Source organism: Shewanella sp. 10B, from assembly GCF_023475885.1.
Classification (GTDB): Bacteria; Pseudomonadota; Gammaproteobacteria; order Enterobacterales; family Shewanellaceae; genus Shewanella; species Shewanella mangrovisoli.
Window position 1 is genome coordinate 15,627 of the sequence record NZ_JAMDJO010000001.1, and the last position, 17,862, is coordinate 33,488.

Below are 17,862 nucleotides of genomic sequence, written 5' to 3' on the forward strand. Positions count from 1 at the left end.
GCGTGGATAAAGTGTTCGCTGAATGGGCTTAAATCCCCTGAGACCATTAAAGGTTTCAGGGGACAGGTATAAGAAGGGTTAACTTGAGGGTGACTGAGTGACAGTCGTACTTGATTCGATAATCTGTTCTGGCACAGGCGCTTCTGCCAAGGCTTCACGCAGAGTGGGATAAAACTTCAGTACGCCTTCAATCGGTTGCACTTTAGCTCTCGCTAGGGTGCGAATGGGTTGGAACTGCAAATCGGCAATGATCAGCTTAGTGTGGTTAAGTTTACATTTATCTATGAGCTTATTGAGTGCCGCAAGACCCCCCGCATCGAGGATGGATACCCCATCTAAGTAAAGGACGATGACTTGTTTGTCTTGAGTAAGGCTCGCTATCTCGGCAAAAATTCGATCTGCCGCGGCAAAAAACAATGGGCCGTTAATTTTTATCACCGCCCAGTCAGCGGGGAGGGGTTGATCGACATAGCGCTTATTGGTGCTGATATCATAGAGCTTGGTCATCTCAGCAATTTCTTTCATAAACAGTAGCGCGGCTAAGATAATCCCCACGCTGATGGCGATCACCATATCGAAAATGACTGTGAGTGAAAAACAGGTTAGAAACACCAAAATATCGCTGGTGGGCGCCGTTTTCAGTAAATGCACCGCTTTGGGGGCTTCACTCATATTCCAAGCCACCACCAATAATAATGCGGCCATGGCTGACATGGGTAAGTAGGCTAATACTCCCGCGAGCGCGACTAAACCCACCAAGACCACTATGGCGTGGATCATCGATGCTATTGGGCTCTGGGCTCCCGCCTTAACGTTTGCCGCGCTGCGCGCAATGGCCGCCGTTGCTGGGATACCGCCAAAGAACGGGGTAATGATGTTACCTATACCTTGGCCGAGGAGCTCACTGTTTGCGCTGTGGCGTTTTCCTGTCATGCCATCGAGCACTACGGCACACAGCAGCGATTCAATCGCACCTAACATGGCAATCGCAAAGGCGGCGGGCAGTAAGGCTTGAAAGGTGGCAAGATTAAATTCAAAGGTTTGACCGTTTGCGCCCGTTTGTAACCAAGGCCATTCAAAGTGGGGGAGTACAGCGGGAATACCTGTGCCGACACTGCCGTCGCTTAATTGATAATGAAAGCGTGTTCCTATGGTTTCAATATCGGCGCCCATGGCATTTAACACTAGGGCAAGAATACTGCCTAAGGCAATTGCGGGCAGATGGGCTGGTACTGGGATCTTCAATTTAGGCCAGAGTAACATAGTGGCTAAGGTGGCCGCGGCGACTAATAAGCTCGGCAAGTGAAGGTTGGGTAATGCCTGACCTAAAGCCATGATTTTGGCAAAATATTGCTCCGGCATGTGCTCTATATGCAGGCCAAAGAAGTCTTTTAGCTGCAAGGTTGCAATCACTACCCCAATCCCTGCAGTAAAGCCTAAGGTGACGGATTCTGGGATGTAGAGGATCAATCTGCCGAGCCTTAACATCGCCATGGCGACTAACATCATGCCTGACATCACAGTCGCAATGAGCAGCCCCGCTAAACCAAATTGCTGGGCGATGGGATAGAGTAATACGACGAAGGCGGCCGTTGGCCCTGACACGCTATAACGGGAGCCGCCCGTCATCGCTATGATAAAACCACCGACAATGGCGGTATATAGGCCATATTGTGGGGCAACACCGCTGGCAATCGCCAGTGCCATCGCCAACGGAATGGCAATAATCCCGACGGTCAGTCCCGCCAGCAGATCTTGTCCAAAACGTTTAACCGAATACTTATCTTTTACGCACGCCTCGCTAAGGGCGTGGGCAATTCTTAATGAAAACAAATGAGCAGAGTGTGACACGTGTGGGTCCATAAACGCGGCTTGTTACAAGGCTCTATTTTAGAGTCCAGAAAAATGTCCTTGTGTGATCATAGTTGCAAAAGACGGTTAAATGTCTTTGTTTTTGATAAATACTGTGCTTGGTAAAACGGATGTGACAATTTCTCTCATCAAATAACCCTTTTGTGCCGAAGCTGCGTTTATAGAGATATCCACCATTGAGAACACTTTGATTAGGTCACTATCATGAGATATCCATCTTCAGTCTTTCGCCATAAAGCGCATTTAAGTTTTGTTGTTTCGGGATTAACACTCGCTATTTTGCTTGGTTTGAGTGCTTGCAGTGATAAAACTGCGGAACAGCAAAACCCTGCTGAATTAGCCGCTCAAGCAAAACTTGCCGCCGAGCAACAGGCGGCGCTTAAACAAAGTGCAGAGCTTGATGAAAGTGTAGAGCTTAATGAAAGTGCCGAGCGTCAGGCCAATAGGCAAAGAGAGGCCGCAATCGCCATGCATGAACAAGCCTCGTCAGCAAAACTGCGGATAATGAGTGCTGAGCATCGAGCCTATATGTCGCAACCTGCTGCCAGTATCAGTGCTGCGCCCACGTTAAATGGCGATTGGCCGGAGGCTGTGGCACCCGAGCGCAATCGCTTCGAGAAACAAGTGCAAAACGGCATCATGGTTGCGGGGGAAATCCCGGTCTCCACCTTTGCTATCGATGTCGATACTGGTAGTTACACGACCTTAAGGCGAATGTTGAAGGAAGGGCGATTACCACAGAAGGACACTCTGCGAGTTGAGGAAATGCTGAATTATTTTTCCTATGACTATCCACTGCCAGGAAAAAATGATGCGCCCTTTAGTGTCACGACTGAGCTTGCGCCATCACCCTATAACGATGACATGATGTTACTTCGCATCGGTTTGAAGGGATATGAACAGAGTAAGGCTGAACTGGGTGCCAGTAACTTAGTGTTTCTGCTGGATGTGTCTGGGTCGATGGCATCGCCCGATAAGTTACCTCTGCTGAAAACTGCCTTGAAAATGCTGACTCAGCAACTGGATGCTCAGGATAAGGTTTCGATTGTCGTCTATGCCGGCGCCGTTGGCGTAGTGTTAGATGGCGCAGCTGGTAACGATACTCAAACCCTTAACTATGCGTTAGAGCAGCTCAGTGCCGGCGGTTCAACCAATGGGGCACAGGGGATTCAGCTCGCCTATCAATTAGCGCAGAAACATTTTGTTGAAGGCGGTATCAATCGAGTCATTCTCGCGACCGACGGTGACTTTAATGTCGGCACGACCAACCTCGATGAGTTAATCGATTTAGTTAGCATGCAGAAACAACAGGGCATTGGGCTCACGACACTCGGCTTTGGTATGGGCGACTACAATGACCATTTGATGGAGCAATTAGCCGATAAGGGCAATGGGCAATACGCCTATATTGATTCTCTCAATGAGGCGAGAAAAGTGCTGGTGGAACAGTTAAGTGCAACCTTACTCACCATAGCGAAAGAAGTGAAAGTGCAGGTCGAGTTTAATCCCGCTCTTGTGGCCGAGTATCGCTTGATTGGCTATGAGAACCGCGCTCTCGCGCGGGAGGATTTTAATAACGATAAGGTGGATGCCGGTGAAATTGGCGCAGGGCATACAGTCACAGCACTTTACGAGTTGCGTTATGTGGATGCGGGCAATTTGGCCAATGATAAACTTCGCTATGGCTATAATCCCAAAACGGGCAATGAAAAATATAGCCGCGACGAAATCGCCTACCTTAAATTACGTTATCAGCTACCGGATGCGACTCAAAGCCAGCTACTGAGTTATCCGATTCGAGCAGACCAAAGGGTAAAATCATTAGCGCAGGCGAGTGATGATTTTCGTTTTGCCGCTGCGGTGGCAGGATTAGGACAGTTGCTGAATCAGAGCCACTATTTGCATCAATTTGATTATAATAAGCTTAGTGCGCTTACACGTTCTGCGCTGGGGGAAGATACCAGCGGCTATCGACATGAATTTATGCAACTTGTCGATACCGCTGCGGCACTCGCACAAACACAGCGAGCGCCAATCAAAAAATCCTTTGATGCCGGAGATAAACCTTTCCCGCCCGAGGACAAACCGCATCAGCAATGAGTCAAATTATTATGTTTCAGTTAGTTAACCATTAGGGAGCTGCCATGGCCCTAGCGATACCGCAAATGCATGCCCATGAGCATACCGATGAACAGTTAATGCTGCGCTATGCCAAGGGCGATGGCAAAGCGTTTGAGCAGCTTTATCTTAAACACAAAGGCGCTTTGTACCGTTACTTTGTACGCCAACTCGGTGACAAACAGTTAGCCGAAGATTTATATCAAGAAACCTGGGGACGGGTGATCCGTGCCGCCGCAAACTATGAGCCGAGCGCTAAGTTTAATACTTGGCTCTATCGGATTGCCCATAATCTGTTGATTGACCATGTCAGAGCGGTTAAGCCAGTAGATCTAGTCAGCCACGATAACGAGGAAGGGCTAGATACTTTTGTGGGAGCGGAGCAGGAACAACCCGATGTGCATTGGCAGGAAACGCAAAAGAGTCTGTTGCTGAAAACCTGTATAGCTCTGTTACCCCAAGTGCAGAAAGAGGCCTTTATTCTCAATATCGAAATGGGCTTTACCGCCGCAGTGATCAGCGATATTGCCGGGGTGACACTCGAGGCGACTAAGAGCCGCATTCGCTACGCGTATCAAAGCTTAAAAGATTGTGTCAATGCTAAATGGCAGGAGGTTGGTCATGAGTAATTCCATTCTGTCATCGGAAGAAGAGGCACTACGTCAGGAAGTCTCGGCTTGGTATCACAAACAAGCACTTGAAATGCCACCCGAGAGGCTCGATCAAGATATTTTGCGCCTATCACAGGCCCATTTGGCTGACATCAACGTTAACCAGTTAAAGCCAGCAGCAACGCCTATTTGGCGCCGTTTCCCATGGGCGTTATCGAGCGCCGCCTCCTTAATGCTTGTCGTTGGTTTAGTGACCCTTAACCGAGGCTATTTTGAAGAGGAGTTAGTCGCGCCTGCCGCTTTGACTATGAGTGCGCCAATGCCCGCTCAAACTCAGTTAGATAACGCTGCGCAGCAAGCCGAGATGGCGCATCAAGCCAAAGTGGAAGAGGCCGCCACACAAAATCGGCAAAGGGAAGCTATGAGGGCACAGGCTAAGATGTCTGCGCAGGAAAATCAGCAAGCTGAGTCTCGTGCAGCACCACAAATTGCGCGGGCACTGCCGCAGCCAGATCAAGCTGTAATACCTCGTGATGAGGCTTTGATGGCGTCTTTAACACGCTTACAAGCCTTGATTGAAGCCAAACAAAGCCAGGAGGCATCTGCCTTAGCGCAAACGCTGCTGAAGCAATACCCTGAGTTGGCAAAAAGCGAAACTGAGCCTGTGTCGGTTGATGCTAAGATAATTGCCAAATTTAAAGAATTGCAACAACAGCTTAGTGAATTAAATCCATAATCATCAAGTTGCAGTGGGTTAGAGATAGTTGTCCTAACTCACTGTCCATGCTCACTATTGTGACATAAAGATGTTTTGCCTATTAATATTGCCTTTTTTACAGACTCTCGTGTTAATTACTTGATCATGGTCATAAAGTGAACAGGAATTCGCCTGTTATATTGGAGATCGATAGACGACTTGACTAGTATCAATAGTCAGAGCCCAATTTCAGGAGGCGATATGCTTAAAAGACTCATGCATGATCATAAACATATAGCAGTTTTATTGAATGTCTTGAAAAACAAGCAGATGAAATTAGCTGAAGGCGAGGCGATTAATTTTATCGTGGTTCGGGACATAGTAGAGTATATGCAAGGATATGCTGAGCGTAGCCATCATCCTGTTGAAGACATTATCTATGCTTATTATTTGGCAAATAAGGCAAATGATGAAATCGATAAGCTTAGCGCCGAGCACCAAGTGGTAACCGCAGCCTCCTCGGCATTAATGAATACCTTGAATTTGATCCTGAGTGACATAGTGGTCGCGAGGGATAAATTAGTCGCTGATTTTGCCGAATATGTGGAGCTGCAAGAAAAGCATATGCAGATGGAAGAGCGGGATATTTTCCCTCTGCTGGCTAAAACCTTAACCGATAAGGATTGGCACCTTATTGAGCAGCAATGCCAAGCTTCGTTAATCGATGATCCGTTATTCCTCGACCGTGAGCAACAAGCCTTTGATGAGCTGCGTTCTTACCTCAGGACAGCTGAGTAGATGAGTGTAGAAACAGAAAAAGCGCCATTGGCGCTTTTTCTTTATATGCTGTTTATCAAACAATGGGTTACAACTGGATAGCGTCTATATCGTAATCAAAGTTGTTATCAATCTCTTGAAGTTCCTTGAGTAAACGATGTTTGTCCTTTAACGCTTCAATTTCTCGCCACTTACGCTTTTTATTGGAGCCTCGCGAGCGATCGGGTCTTTCTACGACTTCATCTAGCGCACAACCATAATCTAAACGATCCATGGTAACCTCCTGTTGTTGTATGTTTTGTCAGCGATTAAATAACATATTTTCAAAACAGGGTGCAAGAATTATGTTTCATTTGTGTTAACTTGAAATGAAGTTTGAATGATATGTTATTGATCTTCGCGAGAGCGCTAGAGGAAGTTGTGAGTGAATATTTTAGGTTTATTAATAAGATAGAATAAAAAAGCCAGCAATTGCTGGCTTTTTGTTCGATCAGATTTTACCCTGTCGATATAGGTTAATTAACCCATTGCTTGAGGCGTCTAAGGCGGTGGCGTCTTGCTCAGCGCCGATGCGGGCGAGGACGTCATTACCTAAGCTTTTCCCGAGTTCAACACCCCATTGGTCGAAGGAGTTGATGTCCCAAATAGCGCCTTGGACAAAGGTTCTGTGCTCATAGAGCGCAATCAGTGCGCCTAAGGTTTCAGGAGTCAGCTTATCCATTAACAGAGTGTTGCTTGGCTTATTGCCTGGCATGACTTTGTGTTTGGCGATAAGTAACTTCTCTTCATCACTTAAGCTGCTCTTGCTCAATTCGGCCAGCGCTTCATCCAAGGTTCGGCCTTGCATGAGTGCTTGGGTTTGTCCGAAGCAGTTAGAGGCTAACTGATCATGGTGCTCTCCGATAGGATTATGGCTTTGCAGCGGCATAATGAAATCGGCAGGGATTAATGCGGTACCTTGATGCAGCAGCTGGTGGTAAGCGTGCTGACCATTTGTGCCTTCGCCGCCCCAAATCACAGGACCCGTGCTGTAATCCACATGAGTACCGTTGAGCGTGACTGACTTACCATTACTTTCCATATCGAGTTGTTGGAAGTAAGCGGGAAGTCCACGTAGGTAATGATCGTAGGTCAGTACCACATGGCTCTGGGCATTAAAGAAATTGCCATACCACAGCGAGAATAAGCCCATGATGACGGGCATATTTTCGGCCAGAGGCGCATTGGCAAAATGGGTATCCATTTGGTGCGCGCCCTTTAATAGGGAGCGGAAGTTATCCATGCCGATAAGTAAAGCGATGGGTAAGCCAATAGCTGACCAAAGTGAATAACGACCACCAACCCAATCCCACATCGGGAAGATATTGTCTGCATCGATACCAAAGTCAGTCGCTTTTGCCACGTTAGAGGTCACGGCAACGAAGTGCTTCGCCACATCTGACTGTGAACCACCTTTGGCTAAGAACCACGCCTTGGCCGTTAAGGTGTTGGTCAGTGTCTCTTGTGTACCAAAAGACTTAGACGACATGATAAACAGGGTGGTTTCTGGATCGAGCAGCTTAAGTTTTTCACTGATCGAGGTGCCATCGACGTTGGCAACAAAATGGCAATTGAGGCCTGTCATCCAATATGGGCGTAATGCTTGGGAAACAATTTTAGGGCCAAGGAACGAACCACCGATACCGATACTGACGATATCGGTAATGGTTTTGCCAGTGAAACCTTTCCATTGTCCTGAGGTAACTGAAGTGACAAATTGCTGCATTTTGTTCAGCGTTTGCTGTACTTCAGGAACGATATCTTGACCTTCGGCAATAATGGTTTGCTCGGCGGTGCTGCGCAGTGCGGTATGCAGCACGGCACGTTTTTCGGTGGTGTTAATAATATCACCAGCAAACATCGCCTTGATTTTAGCGTCAAGCTTTGCCTCTTGCGCCAGTGTCAGCAGCAAGTTGAGTGTCTCTGGTGTCGCTCTATTTTTTGAATAATCTAAAAATAAGCCACAGGTAGAAAGCGACATATTGCTAAAGCGTGCAGGATCGCCTGCAAAGAGTTCCCGCATATGCGGGATCTGCTGGCTATGCGCGGCTAACGCTTGCCAAGTTGTGCTTTGGGTCAAGATAGTCATCGAATCGTCTCCGAAGATACTTAGTTTGCCAGTTTTGCCTTGAGCATGACTTCGAGTTTGCCTTGGTCGATGGCGAAGTTACGGATACCTTCTGCTAACTTGTCGACCGCCATAGGGTCTTGGTTGAAGTCCCAGCGGAATTGCGCTTCGGTTAAAGGCTCACCCGCTGCAACCGTGGTGCTGGCAGGAAGCAGTTTAGGTTGAATAGCAACTTGAGAGTTTGCCAGCTCTTCGAGTAATGAAGGGCCAATAGTCAGGCGGTCGCAACCCGCTAATTCGATGATTTCACCGATATTACGGAAACTTGCGCCCATGACGACCGTGTTATAGCCATGCTGTTTGTAGTAGTTGTAAATTTCAGTCACAGAAACGACACCTGGGTCATTTACTGCATCATAGTCTTTACCTGTATCTTTTTTGTACCAGTCGAGGATGCGGCCAACGAATGGAGAAATTAAGTACACGCCGGCTTCAGCACAGGCACGTGCTTGAGCGAAGCTAAATAGTAGAGTTAAGTTACAGTTGATGCCTTCTTGCTCTAACTCTTTGGCGGCACAAATGCCTTCCCAAGTTGAGGCTAATTTGATCAGAATGCGAGATTTATCCACGCCCGCTTCTTGGTACAGACGCACTAGCTTATGCGCTTTGGCAATGGATTTTTCTTTATCGAAGGATAAGCGGGCATCGACTTCAGTTGAAATACGGCCTGGAACCAGTTTCAGAATTTCCACGCCAATGTTCACGGCAAGTTTGTCGCTGGCATCATCAATCTGTTGCTCAATATCAGCACTTTGTAATTTAGCCCATGCGATAGCATTGTCAATTAGAGCGCTATACTCGGGGATTTGAGCCGCTTTTAAGATGAGTGATGGGTTGGTCGTTGCGTCTTCTGGCTGATAGCGTTTGATCGCTTCAATATCGCCAGTATCGGCCACAATCGTAGTGTATGACTTGAGTTGCTCTAATGTATTTGCCATGAAAAACATCCTTCTCAGATAGCGGTCTAAACTCAGAAATGAACTGATGACTATTAGAAGCGATTTTGCCAACTTTTCCAACCATCAATGTAAAAAAATTACAAAAATGGTAAAACTATATCGTATTAGCGCGAAAAGCTGTGATTGCATAACAACGATTAGCTAAGCATCATCAGATTGCATAGTGTAGATGTTATAAAAATAAAAAGTCGCTGCAAGCAGCGACTTTTTTATTCTTAAGAGTGCAATTACTTCAGAACAGGTTGTTTTTCAGTAGTTGTCACGATAGCTTCGATACGGCGGTTAGCTGCATGAGCTTCTTTAGAGTCACCAGCCACTAATGGCTTAGTGATACCGTAACCGTTAGAAGTTACACGGCTTTGGCTGATGCCATATTTTTCAACAAGGATCTTAGCAACAGCGTCAGCACGCTTGTCAGACAGAACCATGTTGTATTCTGGTTTACCTACGTTAGAAGCGTGACCCGCAATTTCAACTGTGAATTCTGGGTTCTTGTTCATGTAGTTAGCCAGTCTTTCGATGTCTTTGTAGTACTCTTTCTTCACTACTGCAGAATCGTTAGCAAACTGGATAGAACCTACATCTTCTTGCTTCTTAATGTTTTCGTAGATAGTACAGCCAACAGAGTCAACTTTGTGAGTTGCTGGAGTTGCTGGGCACTGATCTTTATCGTCGTAAACACCATCGTTGTCAGAATCAACTGGAGTAGCTGCAACAACAGCTGCAGCTACTGGAGCCGCTGGAGAACCGAAACGGTAGCTTAATTCTAAGCCCCAGTAGTTGCTGTCTGCATTTACTGGAACGATAGCGTTAGCGCCAGCGTTATCATCTAAGTTTTCATAGCGACGGTATTTAGCTTGTAACTTCAGGTTATCAGTGAAGTTATAGCCAACACCCGCACCGAAGTAAGGTGCGAAGTCGTTTTCGCTGTAAGAACTAGAACCGGTAACAGAACGTTGGTTGTTTTCTAGGGTGTAGTACATTGCGCCAGCTTCAGCAGATAGGCTCCAACGGTTACCTAGTGGCCATACACCAACTAAGCCAAGAGTTGCACCTTTTACATCTGCATCATTGCCAATGCCTGCATAGGTCCAATCTGCACTACCTAGATCACGATAGCCGATTTCAGCACCAAAGTAGTCATTAAACATATAGCCTGCGAAGATGTCCCATGCGTATGGGTTGTCATCGCCGTTGTCAGTTGCAATGTGTTCATAGTTATTAACGCCTAAACCTGCACCAACATACCAAGGTGTTAGCTCTTGAGATGCACTGGCAGCAAGTGGAAGCATTGATGTAAGCAAAACTACTTTTAATGTATTCTTCATCATTTTCTCTAAGTCCATTGTTTATGATTCTCCACCAATATGCTTTGCAGGTTTTATGCAAAACATTGCTAGCACTTAGTGTGGGGATCCTTTGGTATTGTAGCCAGCGATTAATTATCACTGCATTTGTTAAATTTTTCCAGTGCTTACTCTGAAGTTTTTTTATCGAATAGAATATTGTTACTTTTGATTGATGTTAAAAAGGCATCCCGAAGGATGCCTTTTAATTGTATTCAATTTGTTAATTAAATTTGAGATTAACGGGTCCAAACCCAATTTTCAATTTCAACAGGATCAACACCGTTTGCCTTAATATAGTTGCGATGATCAACCAGTCGTTGCAGCATATCGGTCGTGATTGAAACGTGCTTAGTTTCATCAATGACGCCTTGTTGGAATAGTTTATAAGCCATATCAATAACAAGGTGATAGCGAGAAGTGCCATTGCGAACACCCATATCAAATGGTGTTGTTGTTGAACCTTCTTCCTCATAACCTTTAATTCTGAAACGGCGACTTCCTTTGTAGTCAAAAATTAACTTTTTGATCGTATTTGGATAACCGTGATAGTTAAATACTACACCTTTATCTTGGGTAAATATTTCATCCATCATCCATGGTTTTTCTTTAAATTTACGGCTACCTAAGCCATCACTGCTTAATTCGGTCACGCTGACAAAACGAATTCTGACCCTTGGTAACAGTTCACGAATAATCACTAAAGAGGCCATACATTCTTGAGTGACATAATCACCACAACCAGCAAGCACGATATCTGGATTTTCATCTGAAGCAAAATCCCACACCATCACACCGTCTTTCGCTTGTTTACGTGCTTCTTCTAAGCTCAACCATTGTGGTAGTTCTTTTTTACCGGCAACTAGGATGTTTAGTTTGTCACGATCCGCAAAAGCGCGTTCGGTATAAACTAAGGTGCTGTTTGCATCAGCAGGTAAATAAGCAGAGATAATCTTTGGATGTTTTTCTAACATCGCACCGAGGAACGATGGGTTTTGATGTGAGTAACCGTTGTGATCCTGACGCTCTAATAATGAAGAAAGTACTACGTTGCACGCCGGTAAAGGTTTACGGAAATGCACCCCTTGGCTGGCGTAAACATATTTACAGTATTGGTCGGCCATTGAAGATACGACCTGTGAGAAAGACTCATAGGTTGGGAACATGCCGTGGCGACCCGTTACTGTGTAGCCATGTAACATACCAAATAGCAAGTTCTCAGAGAGTAACTCGAGCACGCGGCCATCACGAGTCATATCCTCGTCCCAGCTTTCAATTGGCCATTGCCATGCACGGTCGGTTTCTTCAAATACTGCTTGCAGTTGGTTTGAATAGGTTTCGTCTGGGCTAAAGATACGTAAGTTGCGTTGGTCACGGTTCAGTTTGAATGCATCACGCATCCATTGACCCATTTTCAGCATAGAGTAACCACGGTGTCCGCGTGGTACTTCTGGGCCGTAGCTGAGTTTTTCGAGATCTGGATTGGATAACGCTCTAACGACTTCACCACCATAAGTGAGATGTTGGCGACCACAAGCTAAATGTTTTGGTGGGATCAAGGAGCTAATATCCGCATCAAAAATCAGTTCACCCTGGGCATTGATTTGGTAAAGCTCTTGGAACTGATAGCTAGCCAACCAGCTATCCAATGCGCTGAGGTGGCCTTTATCGGTCGCACATTTGTTGACGATAACTTGGTGCGATTCGCAGTTACCTTCTAATTTTGTACCATTATATTCGCTTACACCTGTCCAGCCTTTGGCGGTGCGCATTAAGATCACTGGCCAGCGAGGTTTGACAATATCTTCACCCTTACGTGCGCGGGTTTGGATATCGTTAATCATGCTATAAGCAGTATCCATCGCGGTTGTCATTTGGACGTAGATATCTTCTTCCGCTTCGCTGTCGACAATAATTGGGTGATAACCAAGACCACGGAATTCAAGATCTAGCTCTTCATGGCTCATGCGTCCCATACGGGTTGGGCCTGAAATCTTATAGCCGTTGATATGCACGATTGGTAACACTGCGCCGTTGGTGGCAGGGGAGACTAAACGGTTCGCATACCAGGAGGCTGCAAGAGGACCGGTTTCTGATTCACCGTCGCCCACTAATACGGTTGCGATAAGATCTGGGTTGTCTAATACCGCGCCCCAACCTACAGCTAACGAGTAACCTAATTCGCCCCCTTCAAGGATTTGACCGGGTGCTTCTGGGTTTGCGTGAGAAGGGTAACCATAGGCTGCAGAAAACTTCTTACAGATATCTTCGATACCGGTTTCATTATAAGGAATGGTTTCTGGATAAAAGTGGCTGAGTGAGCCTTCGATGAATAGGTTAGCTTGTACTGCGGGGAAACCATGGCCTGGGCCGACTAAGTAAATAAAAGGACGATTATGTTTTACAATGAGTCGGTTGACGTTGGCATAAACGAAGTTAATCCCCGGACAAGTCCCCCAGTGCCCTAACAGGCGAGGTTTAATGTCCGAATGCGCAAGTGGGCGCTTATGTAATACGTTTTGCTTTAGGTAAATCTGAGAGGTGGCGAGGAAGTTAGTGGCTCTTACATATTTTTTAAGAGCATTTATCTCATGTGTAGTCGTCATATTAAGCCTCACTAGAGCAGACGGAATTGAACTGTGTTGTGTTGGGATTACTATATTTGTAATTTTCTTACAAAAATGTGCCCTGCATCCAAATTTTAAAACTTGTGTTCGTCGTTAACGCATGTGGATTAAGTTTGTTAAATTGTTAATTTAATATTAACAGTGACTTATCTAAGCTTTACGAGTGTGAGGTTGTAGCTATTTAACGATGCAAACCTAGGCTTGATCACATGAGTAATTTCGAATACTGTGCTATTTTGCTGCGTTGAATTCGGTAGCCGTGATGTTGTAAATTCACGGAAGGATAATTTGAAAGAATAAATCTACCGATATTCTTACCTTTATTTGGAAGGATTCATTCACCACAAATGTTGCACCTCGCTAAGTATAGGTGGAGGCGGGCATTTGCTACGGGAAGAAGTAAAATAATATGTTAGAAACGATTGTAAACTTTTTGAACGCACTGCTCTGGGGCAAATTGCTCGTTTACGGATTGGTGGGTGCGGGGCTTTATTTCACCTTACGACTTGTATTTATTCAACTTACACACTTCAAGCACTCTCTAAAAGTCATGACCATGAGCCGCCAAGGTTGTGAAAGTGGTCTGTCTTCATTCCAAGTATTCTGTACCAGTATGGCTGCTCGGGTTGGCGCCGGAAACATGGCCGGTGTTGCTGTGGCGATTGGCGCAGCTGGACCTGGCGCTGTGTTCTGGATGTGGCTTATCGCCATGTTGGGTATGGCGACGGCTATGGTGGAGTCGACGCTTGCACAAGTATATAAGGTACGAGACACCAACGGTCAGTTTCGCGGCGGTCCTTCTTATTATATGGAGAAGGGACTTGGTCAAAGATGGATGGGGGTGTTGTTCGCTTTCTTCCTGATCATCGCCTTTGGTTTGGTGTTTAACGCGGTGCAAGCCAATACCATTACGGGTGCAATGGAGCGGGTGTTTGGCTTCAACCCGACCTATGTGGGTATCGGCTTAGTGTTAGCCAGTGGTTTTGTGATTGTCGGTGGCTTACGTAAAGTTGCGCGAGTGTCTGAGTTTATCGTGCCTATTATGGCACTGGCTTATATTCTGATCGCCTTTATTATCGTGCTGTTCAATTTAGAGCAACTGCCAGCCATCATCAGCTTGATCGTAAAGAGTGCTTTCGGTTGGCAAGAAGCCGCCGCAGGTGGTGTTGCTTATACGGTCGCTCAGGCCATGCAAGCGGGAATCGCCCGTGGTTTGTTCTCAAACGAGGCAGGGATGGGCAGTGCGGCAAACGTGGCGGCGAGTGCCTCACCTAATCCTAATCATCCTGCATCCCAAGGTTTTGTGCAGATGATGGGAGTGTTTGTCGATACCATCGTTATCTGTACAGCAACCGCGGCGATTATTTTGCTTTCAGGCGATATCGGTTCTAGCGAAGATGGTATTCGTCTCACCATCAATGCGATGTCAAACCACGTAGGAGATTGGGGTGGCGCCTTTATTGCGATAGCCATTTTCCTATTCTGCTTTACCTCTATCATTGCTAACTATTCCTACGCCGAAACCAATGTGATGTTTTTAACGGGTAACAGCACTAAGGCGTTACCACTATTTCGTCTGTGTGTATTAGGCATGGTGATGTTTGGTGCTGTAGCCAAAATCAGCTTAGTGTGGAACTTAGCGGACGTGTCTATGGGACTGATGGCCACGGTCAATATCATTGCATTGCTGCTGTTATCTGGTTTGGCAATACGGGTTATCAACGATTACTGTGAACAATTGAAGAGTGGCAAAATGCCTGAGTTCGATCGCAGTAAGTTCCCCGAATTGATGGAACAACTCGATGACGGTATTTGGCAGGATAATAGTGCCAACGAGCAGGCGAAAACGCGTACAGAATCTGCGCTTAGTCGCTAAACTCAAGTTCACTGATTAGCGCTATCGGAAAAACCACGTCATCCGTACGTGGTTTTTTTATGCTTGTTCAGTATCATAGTGGCGTATTTTATTTGTTGGAGCGTGTTAATGTTGATTTTGGTTTCACCGGCGAAAACCCTAGATTTTGAGCAACCTCCCTTGACTCAAACCCACACTCGGCCCGATTTTTTAGCTTATAGCCAAGAGCTTATTCAAGTCTGCCAACGGTTAACCCCCAGTGACATAGCAACATTAATGAAGGTGAGCGATAACATCGCAGGTTTAAATGCCGCGCGTTTTGGGGAGTGGGCACCCGATTACAGCATTGATAATGCTAAGCAGGCGATTTTTGCTTTTAGAGGCGATGTTTACACGGGGTTTGATGCTGATACGTTGACACCCGAACAGCTCGAACGCAGCCAGTCACAGTTGCGTATTTTATCTGGGCTCTACGGTTTACTGCGCCCCTTGGATTTGATTTTACCTTACCGCTTAGAAATGGGGACGGCGCTTGCCAATCCTAAAGGTAAGAATCTCTACGATTTTTGGGGTAATACACTCACCGAAGCGGTCAATAATGCGGTCGCTGCGCAGGGGGATGACATCATTATCAACCTCGCATCCAATGAATATTTCAAGGCGATAAAACCAAAACAATTAGCAGGTCAATTAATCACCCCTGTCTTTAAAGATTTTAAAAATGGCCAATATAAAGTCATCAGTTTTTTTGCTAAAAAGGCAAGGGGAATGATGGCAAGATATATCATTGACCAGCAAGTGAGTTCGATTGAGGAATTAAAGGCGTTTGATGTGGCAGGTTATTACTACAGTGAAGAATTGAGTAAACCGAATGAGCCAACATTCTTGCGTGAAGCGCAGTAACTCATAATGCGTTAAATAAAAAGAGCAGCCTAGGCTGCTCTTTTTATTTACGAAGGATGTGCTGGCGGAAGATTATTTCGACTCAGTACTAATCGGTGTTAACACTAAATTCGAGTTCGCCATGATATAGGCAAATTGTGCATATGCCGCCACATTTTGCGCGAGCGCCTTAGGATCGATTTTATCTAAGGTATCGTTAGGGGTATGGTGATAATCGAAGTAATCGTGGCCATCCTGTCTTAATGACGCAACAGGCACGCCTAATGCGGGCAACATGGAAACATCAGGGCCACCAGAGGCTTGATTATTACCAAGGGCAACACCATTATATGTCATTGGTTTTATGCTCTCTTGGACTTGTGCAAAAACACTATCATTTACCTTAGTGTCGATTTGATAAATTGGGCCAGCGCCAAAATCCGATTCGGCAGCAATGTAATGCAGAGGTAGCTCGGCTTTATGTGCTTCAGCATAAGCCTTACCTCCCACTAAGCCAATTTCTTCGGCAGCATAAAGTACCACTCGTACAGTACGCGCAGGCTTTTGCGGAAGATCTTGAATATGTTTCGCCGCTGCAGTCACAATCGCAACGCCAGCGCCATCATCAATCGCACCCGTCCCCTCATCCCAAGAATCTAAATGGGCGCCAATCAGCACGATTTCATTGGGTTTACTACTGCCAGTGACTTCTGCAATCACGTTATAAGAGGTATTCGTACCTAAATCCTTCGGTGACATATGCAGCTCGAGCACCGCATTCGGATCGCGTTTTAACAGGGCATCGATTAAATCGGCATCGGGATTTGACATCGCAGCTGCAGGGATTTTAGCCACACCATCTTGATAACGCATCACGCCAGTGTGTGCCATGCGGTCATGGTCGGTGCCAATGGAGCGAATGACGATTGCAACGGCTCCCTTTTGTGCCGCCGCGACTGCGCCTTTTGAGCGGCCGCCGACACTTTTGCCATAACCTTCACCCGTGATGTGACGTTCAGTTTTTTGATCGATAAAGGCAATCTTGCCTTTTACATCTTCAGGATTTGCCGCTTGTAGTGCCGCAAGGCTATCAAAACGTGCAATTTTAGCCTTAATGCCTTCTACTGGTGTTGCAACACTACCACCGAGGGCCGTGATCACTAAGGGCTGTTCTACCGGCGAGATAATCTTGGCTTTGGCTTCTCCACGTTCCCAAATAGGAACCTGTACAGGCTCTTTATAGACCTTATCAAACCCGAGACTGGTTAACTTATTCATTGCCCAGTTCACGGCAATAATGTCTTTTGGACTACCAGCAAGGCGCGGTCCAACTTCAACCGTAAGGGATTCGACGATGTCATATCCCAAGGATGAAGCTAATGCGGTTTGCTGTAATTGCGCGGGAATATCGTTTTTCTCGGGTGTTTCTACGTGGGTTTGACAAGCGCTCAAACCGCCAATAAATAGACCAGTTATCAATGTTGTTTGGTAGGATTTCATAGGTTTCCTTTATTTTTATTAAGCATGTCCCATTTTTGAAAACAATCTAGCAAAAAGTGTGCTTTATGTCCCGACTATATCTGTAAGGCAACGCTATATTAGCGCAGGGGTTAGTTTTAGGAGAAAAAGTGCGTAATGAATATTGAATTGATGCAGGAGCGAGCCGACCATGCCGTAGTGCTATTAAAAGCACTCGCAAACGAACGCCGTTTATTTATCCTTTGTTATTTATTGAACGAAGGTGAAATGTGCGTTGGCGAAATGAATAAAAAATTAGGCTTAAGTCAATCGGCACTATCACAACACCTTGCTTGGTTACGCAAAGATAATTTAGTAACCACACGCAAAGAAGCGCAAACCGTATTTTATTCGCTTAAGAGTGATGAAGTGCGTGAGATGATCCATTTACTGAACAATATTTATTGTCATTAATGGTAATCATCAGATATAA

14 protein-coding genes are annotated in these 17,862 nt (G+C 45.8%); 7 read left to right on the plus strand and 7 right to left on the minus strand.

Going from position 1 to position 17,862, the window contains the following annotated elements; all coding sequences use genetic code 11:
* Positions 1-78 precede the first annotated feature (78 nt).
* The gene (gene dauA / locus M0415_RS00075) at positions 79-1,851 is read right to left on the minus strand and encodes a C4-dicarboxylic acid transporter DauA (protein ID WP_249556051.1); all 1,773 of its coding nucleotides are present in this window, start codon (positions 1,849-1,851) and stop codon (positions 79-81) included.
* 225 nt (positions 1,852-2,076) lie between these two features.
* Between dauA and M0415_RS00080 the strand changes: the two genes are divergently transcribed.
* The 4 genes from M0415_RS00080 to M0415_RS00095 all read left to right on the plus strand — a co-directional run bounded on the left by M0415_RS00080 (position 2,077) and on the right by M0415_RS00095 (position 6,096).
* Entirely contained in the window at positions 2,077-3,972 is a 1,896-nt protein-coding gene (locus M0415_RS00080) for a vWA domain-containing protein (RefSeq protein WP_249556050.1), read from the plus strand.
* 44 nt (positions 3,973-4,016) lie between these two features.
* Positions 4,017-4,619 (plus strand): sigma-70 family RNA polymerase sigma factor, encoded by a 603-nt coding sequence (locus M0415_RS00085; RefSeq protein WP_086903836.1) that lies wholly within the window; start codon positions 4,017-4,019, stop codon positions 4,617-4,619.
* Entirely contained in the window at positions 4,612-5,337 is a 726-nt protein-coding gene (locus M0415_RS00090; protein WP_249556049.1) for a flotillin family protein, read from the plus strand. Before M0415_RS00085 ends, M0415_RS00090 begins: the two co-directional genes overlap by 8 nt.
* 222 nt (positions 5,338-5,559) lie before the next feature.
* Complete coding sequence (locus tag M0415_RS00095) at positions 5,560-6,096, plus strand: hemerythrin domain-containing protein (RefSeq protein ID WP_249556048.1); 537 nt, start codon at positions 5,560-5,562, stop codon at positions 6,094-6,096.
* A 67-nt stretch (positions 6,097-6,163) separates the two neighbouring features.
* Here the strand turns inward: M0415_RS00095 and M0415_RS00100 are convergent, their stop codons facing one another.
* The 5 genes from M0415_RS00100 to M0415_RS00120 form a co-directional block, all read right to left on the minus strand.
* Positions 6,164-6,349: a DUF3545 family protein gene (locus M0415_RS00100; RefSeq protein ID WP_007650190.1), complete on the minus strand. Its 186-nt coding sequence runs from the start codon at positions 6,347-6,349 to the stop codon at positions 6,164-6,166.
* A gap of 216 nt (positions 6,350-6,565) precedes the next feature.
* Positions 6,566-8,203 carry a glucose-6-phosphate isomerase gene (gene pgi, locus M0415_RS00105; protein ID WP_249556047.1) on the minus strand — a complete coding sequence of 546 codons (1,638 nt, stop codon included), beginning with the start codon at positions 8,201-8,203 and terminating at the stop codon, positions 6,566-6,568.
* A 20-nt stretch (positions 8,204-8,223) separates the two neighbouring features.
* Entirely contained in the window at positions 8,224-9,180 is a 957-nt protein-coding gene (gene tal / locus M0415_RS00110; RefSeq protein ID WP_039978392.1) for a transaldolase, read from the minus strand.
* Positions 9,181-9,428: 248 nt separating this feature from the next.
* A complete protein-coding gene (locus tag M0415_RS00115) occupies positions 9,429-10,547 on the minus strand; it encodes an OmpA family protein (RefSeq protein ID WP_249556046.1) in 1,119 nt (372 codons plus the stop codon).
* Positions 10,548-10,786: 239 nt separating this feature from the next.
* Positions 10,787-13,153, minus strand: a complete 2,367-nt coding sequence (locus M0415_RS00120) for a phosphoketolase family protein (RefSeq protein ID WP_086903841.1) — start codon at positions 13,151-13,153, stop codon at positions 10,787-10,789.
* Between the two features lie 430 nt (positions 13,154-13,583).
* Between M0415_RS00120 and M0415_RS00125 the strand changes: the two genes are divergently transcribed.
* Together M0415_RS00125 and yaaA are read left to right on the plus strand one after the other, a co-directional pair.
* Entirely contained in the window at positions 13,584-15,050 is a 1,467-nt protein-coding gene (locus M0415_RS00125) for an alanine/glycine:cation symporter family protein (protein WP_086903842.1), read from the plus strand.
* Positions 15,051-15,158: 108 nt separating this feature from the next.
* Entirely contained in the window at positions 15,159-15,932 is a 774-nt protein-coding gene (gene yaaA / locus M0415_RS00130) for a peroxide stress protein YaaA (RefSeq protein WP_086903843.1), read from the plus strand.
* 72 nt (positions 15,933-16,004) lie between these two features.
* On the opposite strand, the gene M0415_RS00135 is transcribed toward yaaA, so the two are convergent.
* Positions 16,005-17,411: a M28 family metallopeptidase gene (locus M0415_RS00135; protein ID WP_249556045.1), complete on the minus strand. Its 1,407-nt coding sequence runs from the start codon at positions 17,409-17,411 to the stop codon at positions 16,005-16,007.
* Positions 17,412-17,546: 135 nt separating this feature from the next.
* On the opposite strand from M0415_RS00135, the gene M0415_RS00140 reads away from it, so the two are divergent.
* Complete coding sequence (locus M0415_RS00140; RefSeq protein ID WP_006084975.1) at positions 17,547-17,843, plus strand: ArsR/SmtB family transcription factor; 297 nt, start codon at positions 17,547-17,549, stop codon at positions 17,841-17,843.
* Positions 17,844-17,862 lie beyond the last annotated feature (19 nt).

Excerpts from the sequence above, each read along its gene's own strand:
- M0415_RS00080 (WP_249556050.1), top strand. The coding sequence starts at position 2,077 with ATGAGATATCCATCTTCAGTCTTTCGCCATAAAGCGCATTTAAGTTTT.
- M0415_RS00120 (WP_086903841.1), bottom strand. The coding sequence starts at position 13,153 with ATGACGACTACACATGAGATAAATGCTCTTAAAAAATATGTAAGAGCC.
- pgi (WP_249556047.1), bottom strand. The coding sequence starts at position 8,203 with ATGACTATCTTGACCCAAAGCACAACTTGGCAAGCGTTAGCCGCGCAT.
- tal (WP_039978392.1), bottom strand. The coding sequence starts at position 9,180 with ATGGCAAATACATTAGAGCAACTCAAGTCATACACTACGATTGTGGCC.
- M0415_RS00095 (WP_249556048.1), top strand. The coding sequence starts at position 5,560 with ATGCTTAAAAGACTCATGCATGATCATAAACATATAGCAGTTTTATTG.
- yaaA (WP_086903843.1), top strand. The coding sequence starts at position 15,159 with ATGTTGATTTTGGTTTCACCGGCGAAAACCCTAGATTTTGAGCAACCT.
- M0415_RS00085 (WP_086903836.1), top strand. The coding sequence starts at position 4,017 with ATGGCCCTAGCGATACCGCAAATGCATGCCCATGAGCATACCGATGAA.
- M0415_RS00100 (WP_007650190.1), bottom strand. The coding sequence starts at position 6,349 with ATGGATCGTTTAGATTATGGTTGTGCGCTAGATGAAGTCGTAGAAAGA.
- M0415_RS00090 (WP_249556049.1), top strand. The coding sequence starts at position 4,612 with ATGAGTAATTCCATTCTGTCATCGGAAGAAGAGGCACTACGTCAGGAA.
- M0415_RS00125 (WP_086903842.1), top strand. The coding sequence starts at position 13,584 with ATGTTAGAAACGATTGTAAACTTTTTGAACGCACTGCTCTGGGGCAAA.
- M0415_RS00115 (WP_249556046.1), bottom strand. The coding sequence starts at position 10,547 with ATGGACTTAGAGAAAATGATGAAGAATACATTAAAAGTAGTTTTGCTT.
- M0415_RS00140 (WP_006084975.1), top strand. The coding sequence starts at position 17,547 with ATGAATATTGAATTGATGCAGGAGCGAGCCGACCATGCCGTAGTGCTA.
- M0415_RS00135 (WP_249556045.1), bottom strand. The coding sequence starts at position 17,411 with ATGAAATCCTACCAAACAACATTGATAACTGGTCTATTTATTGGCGGT.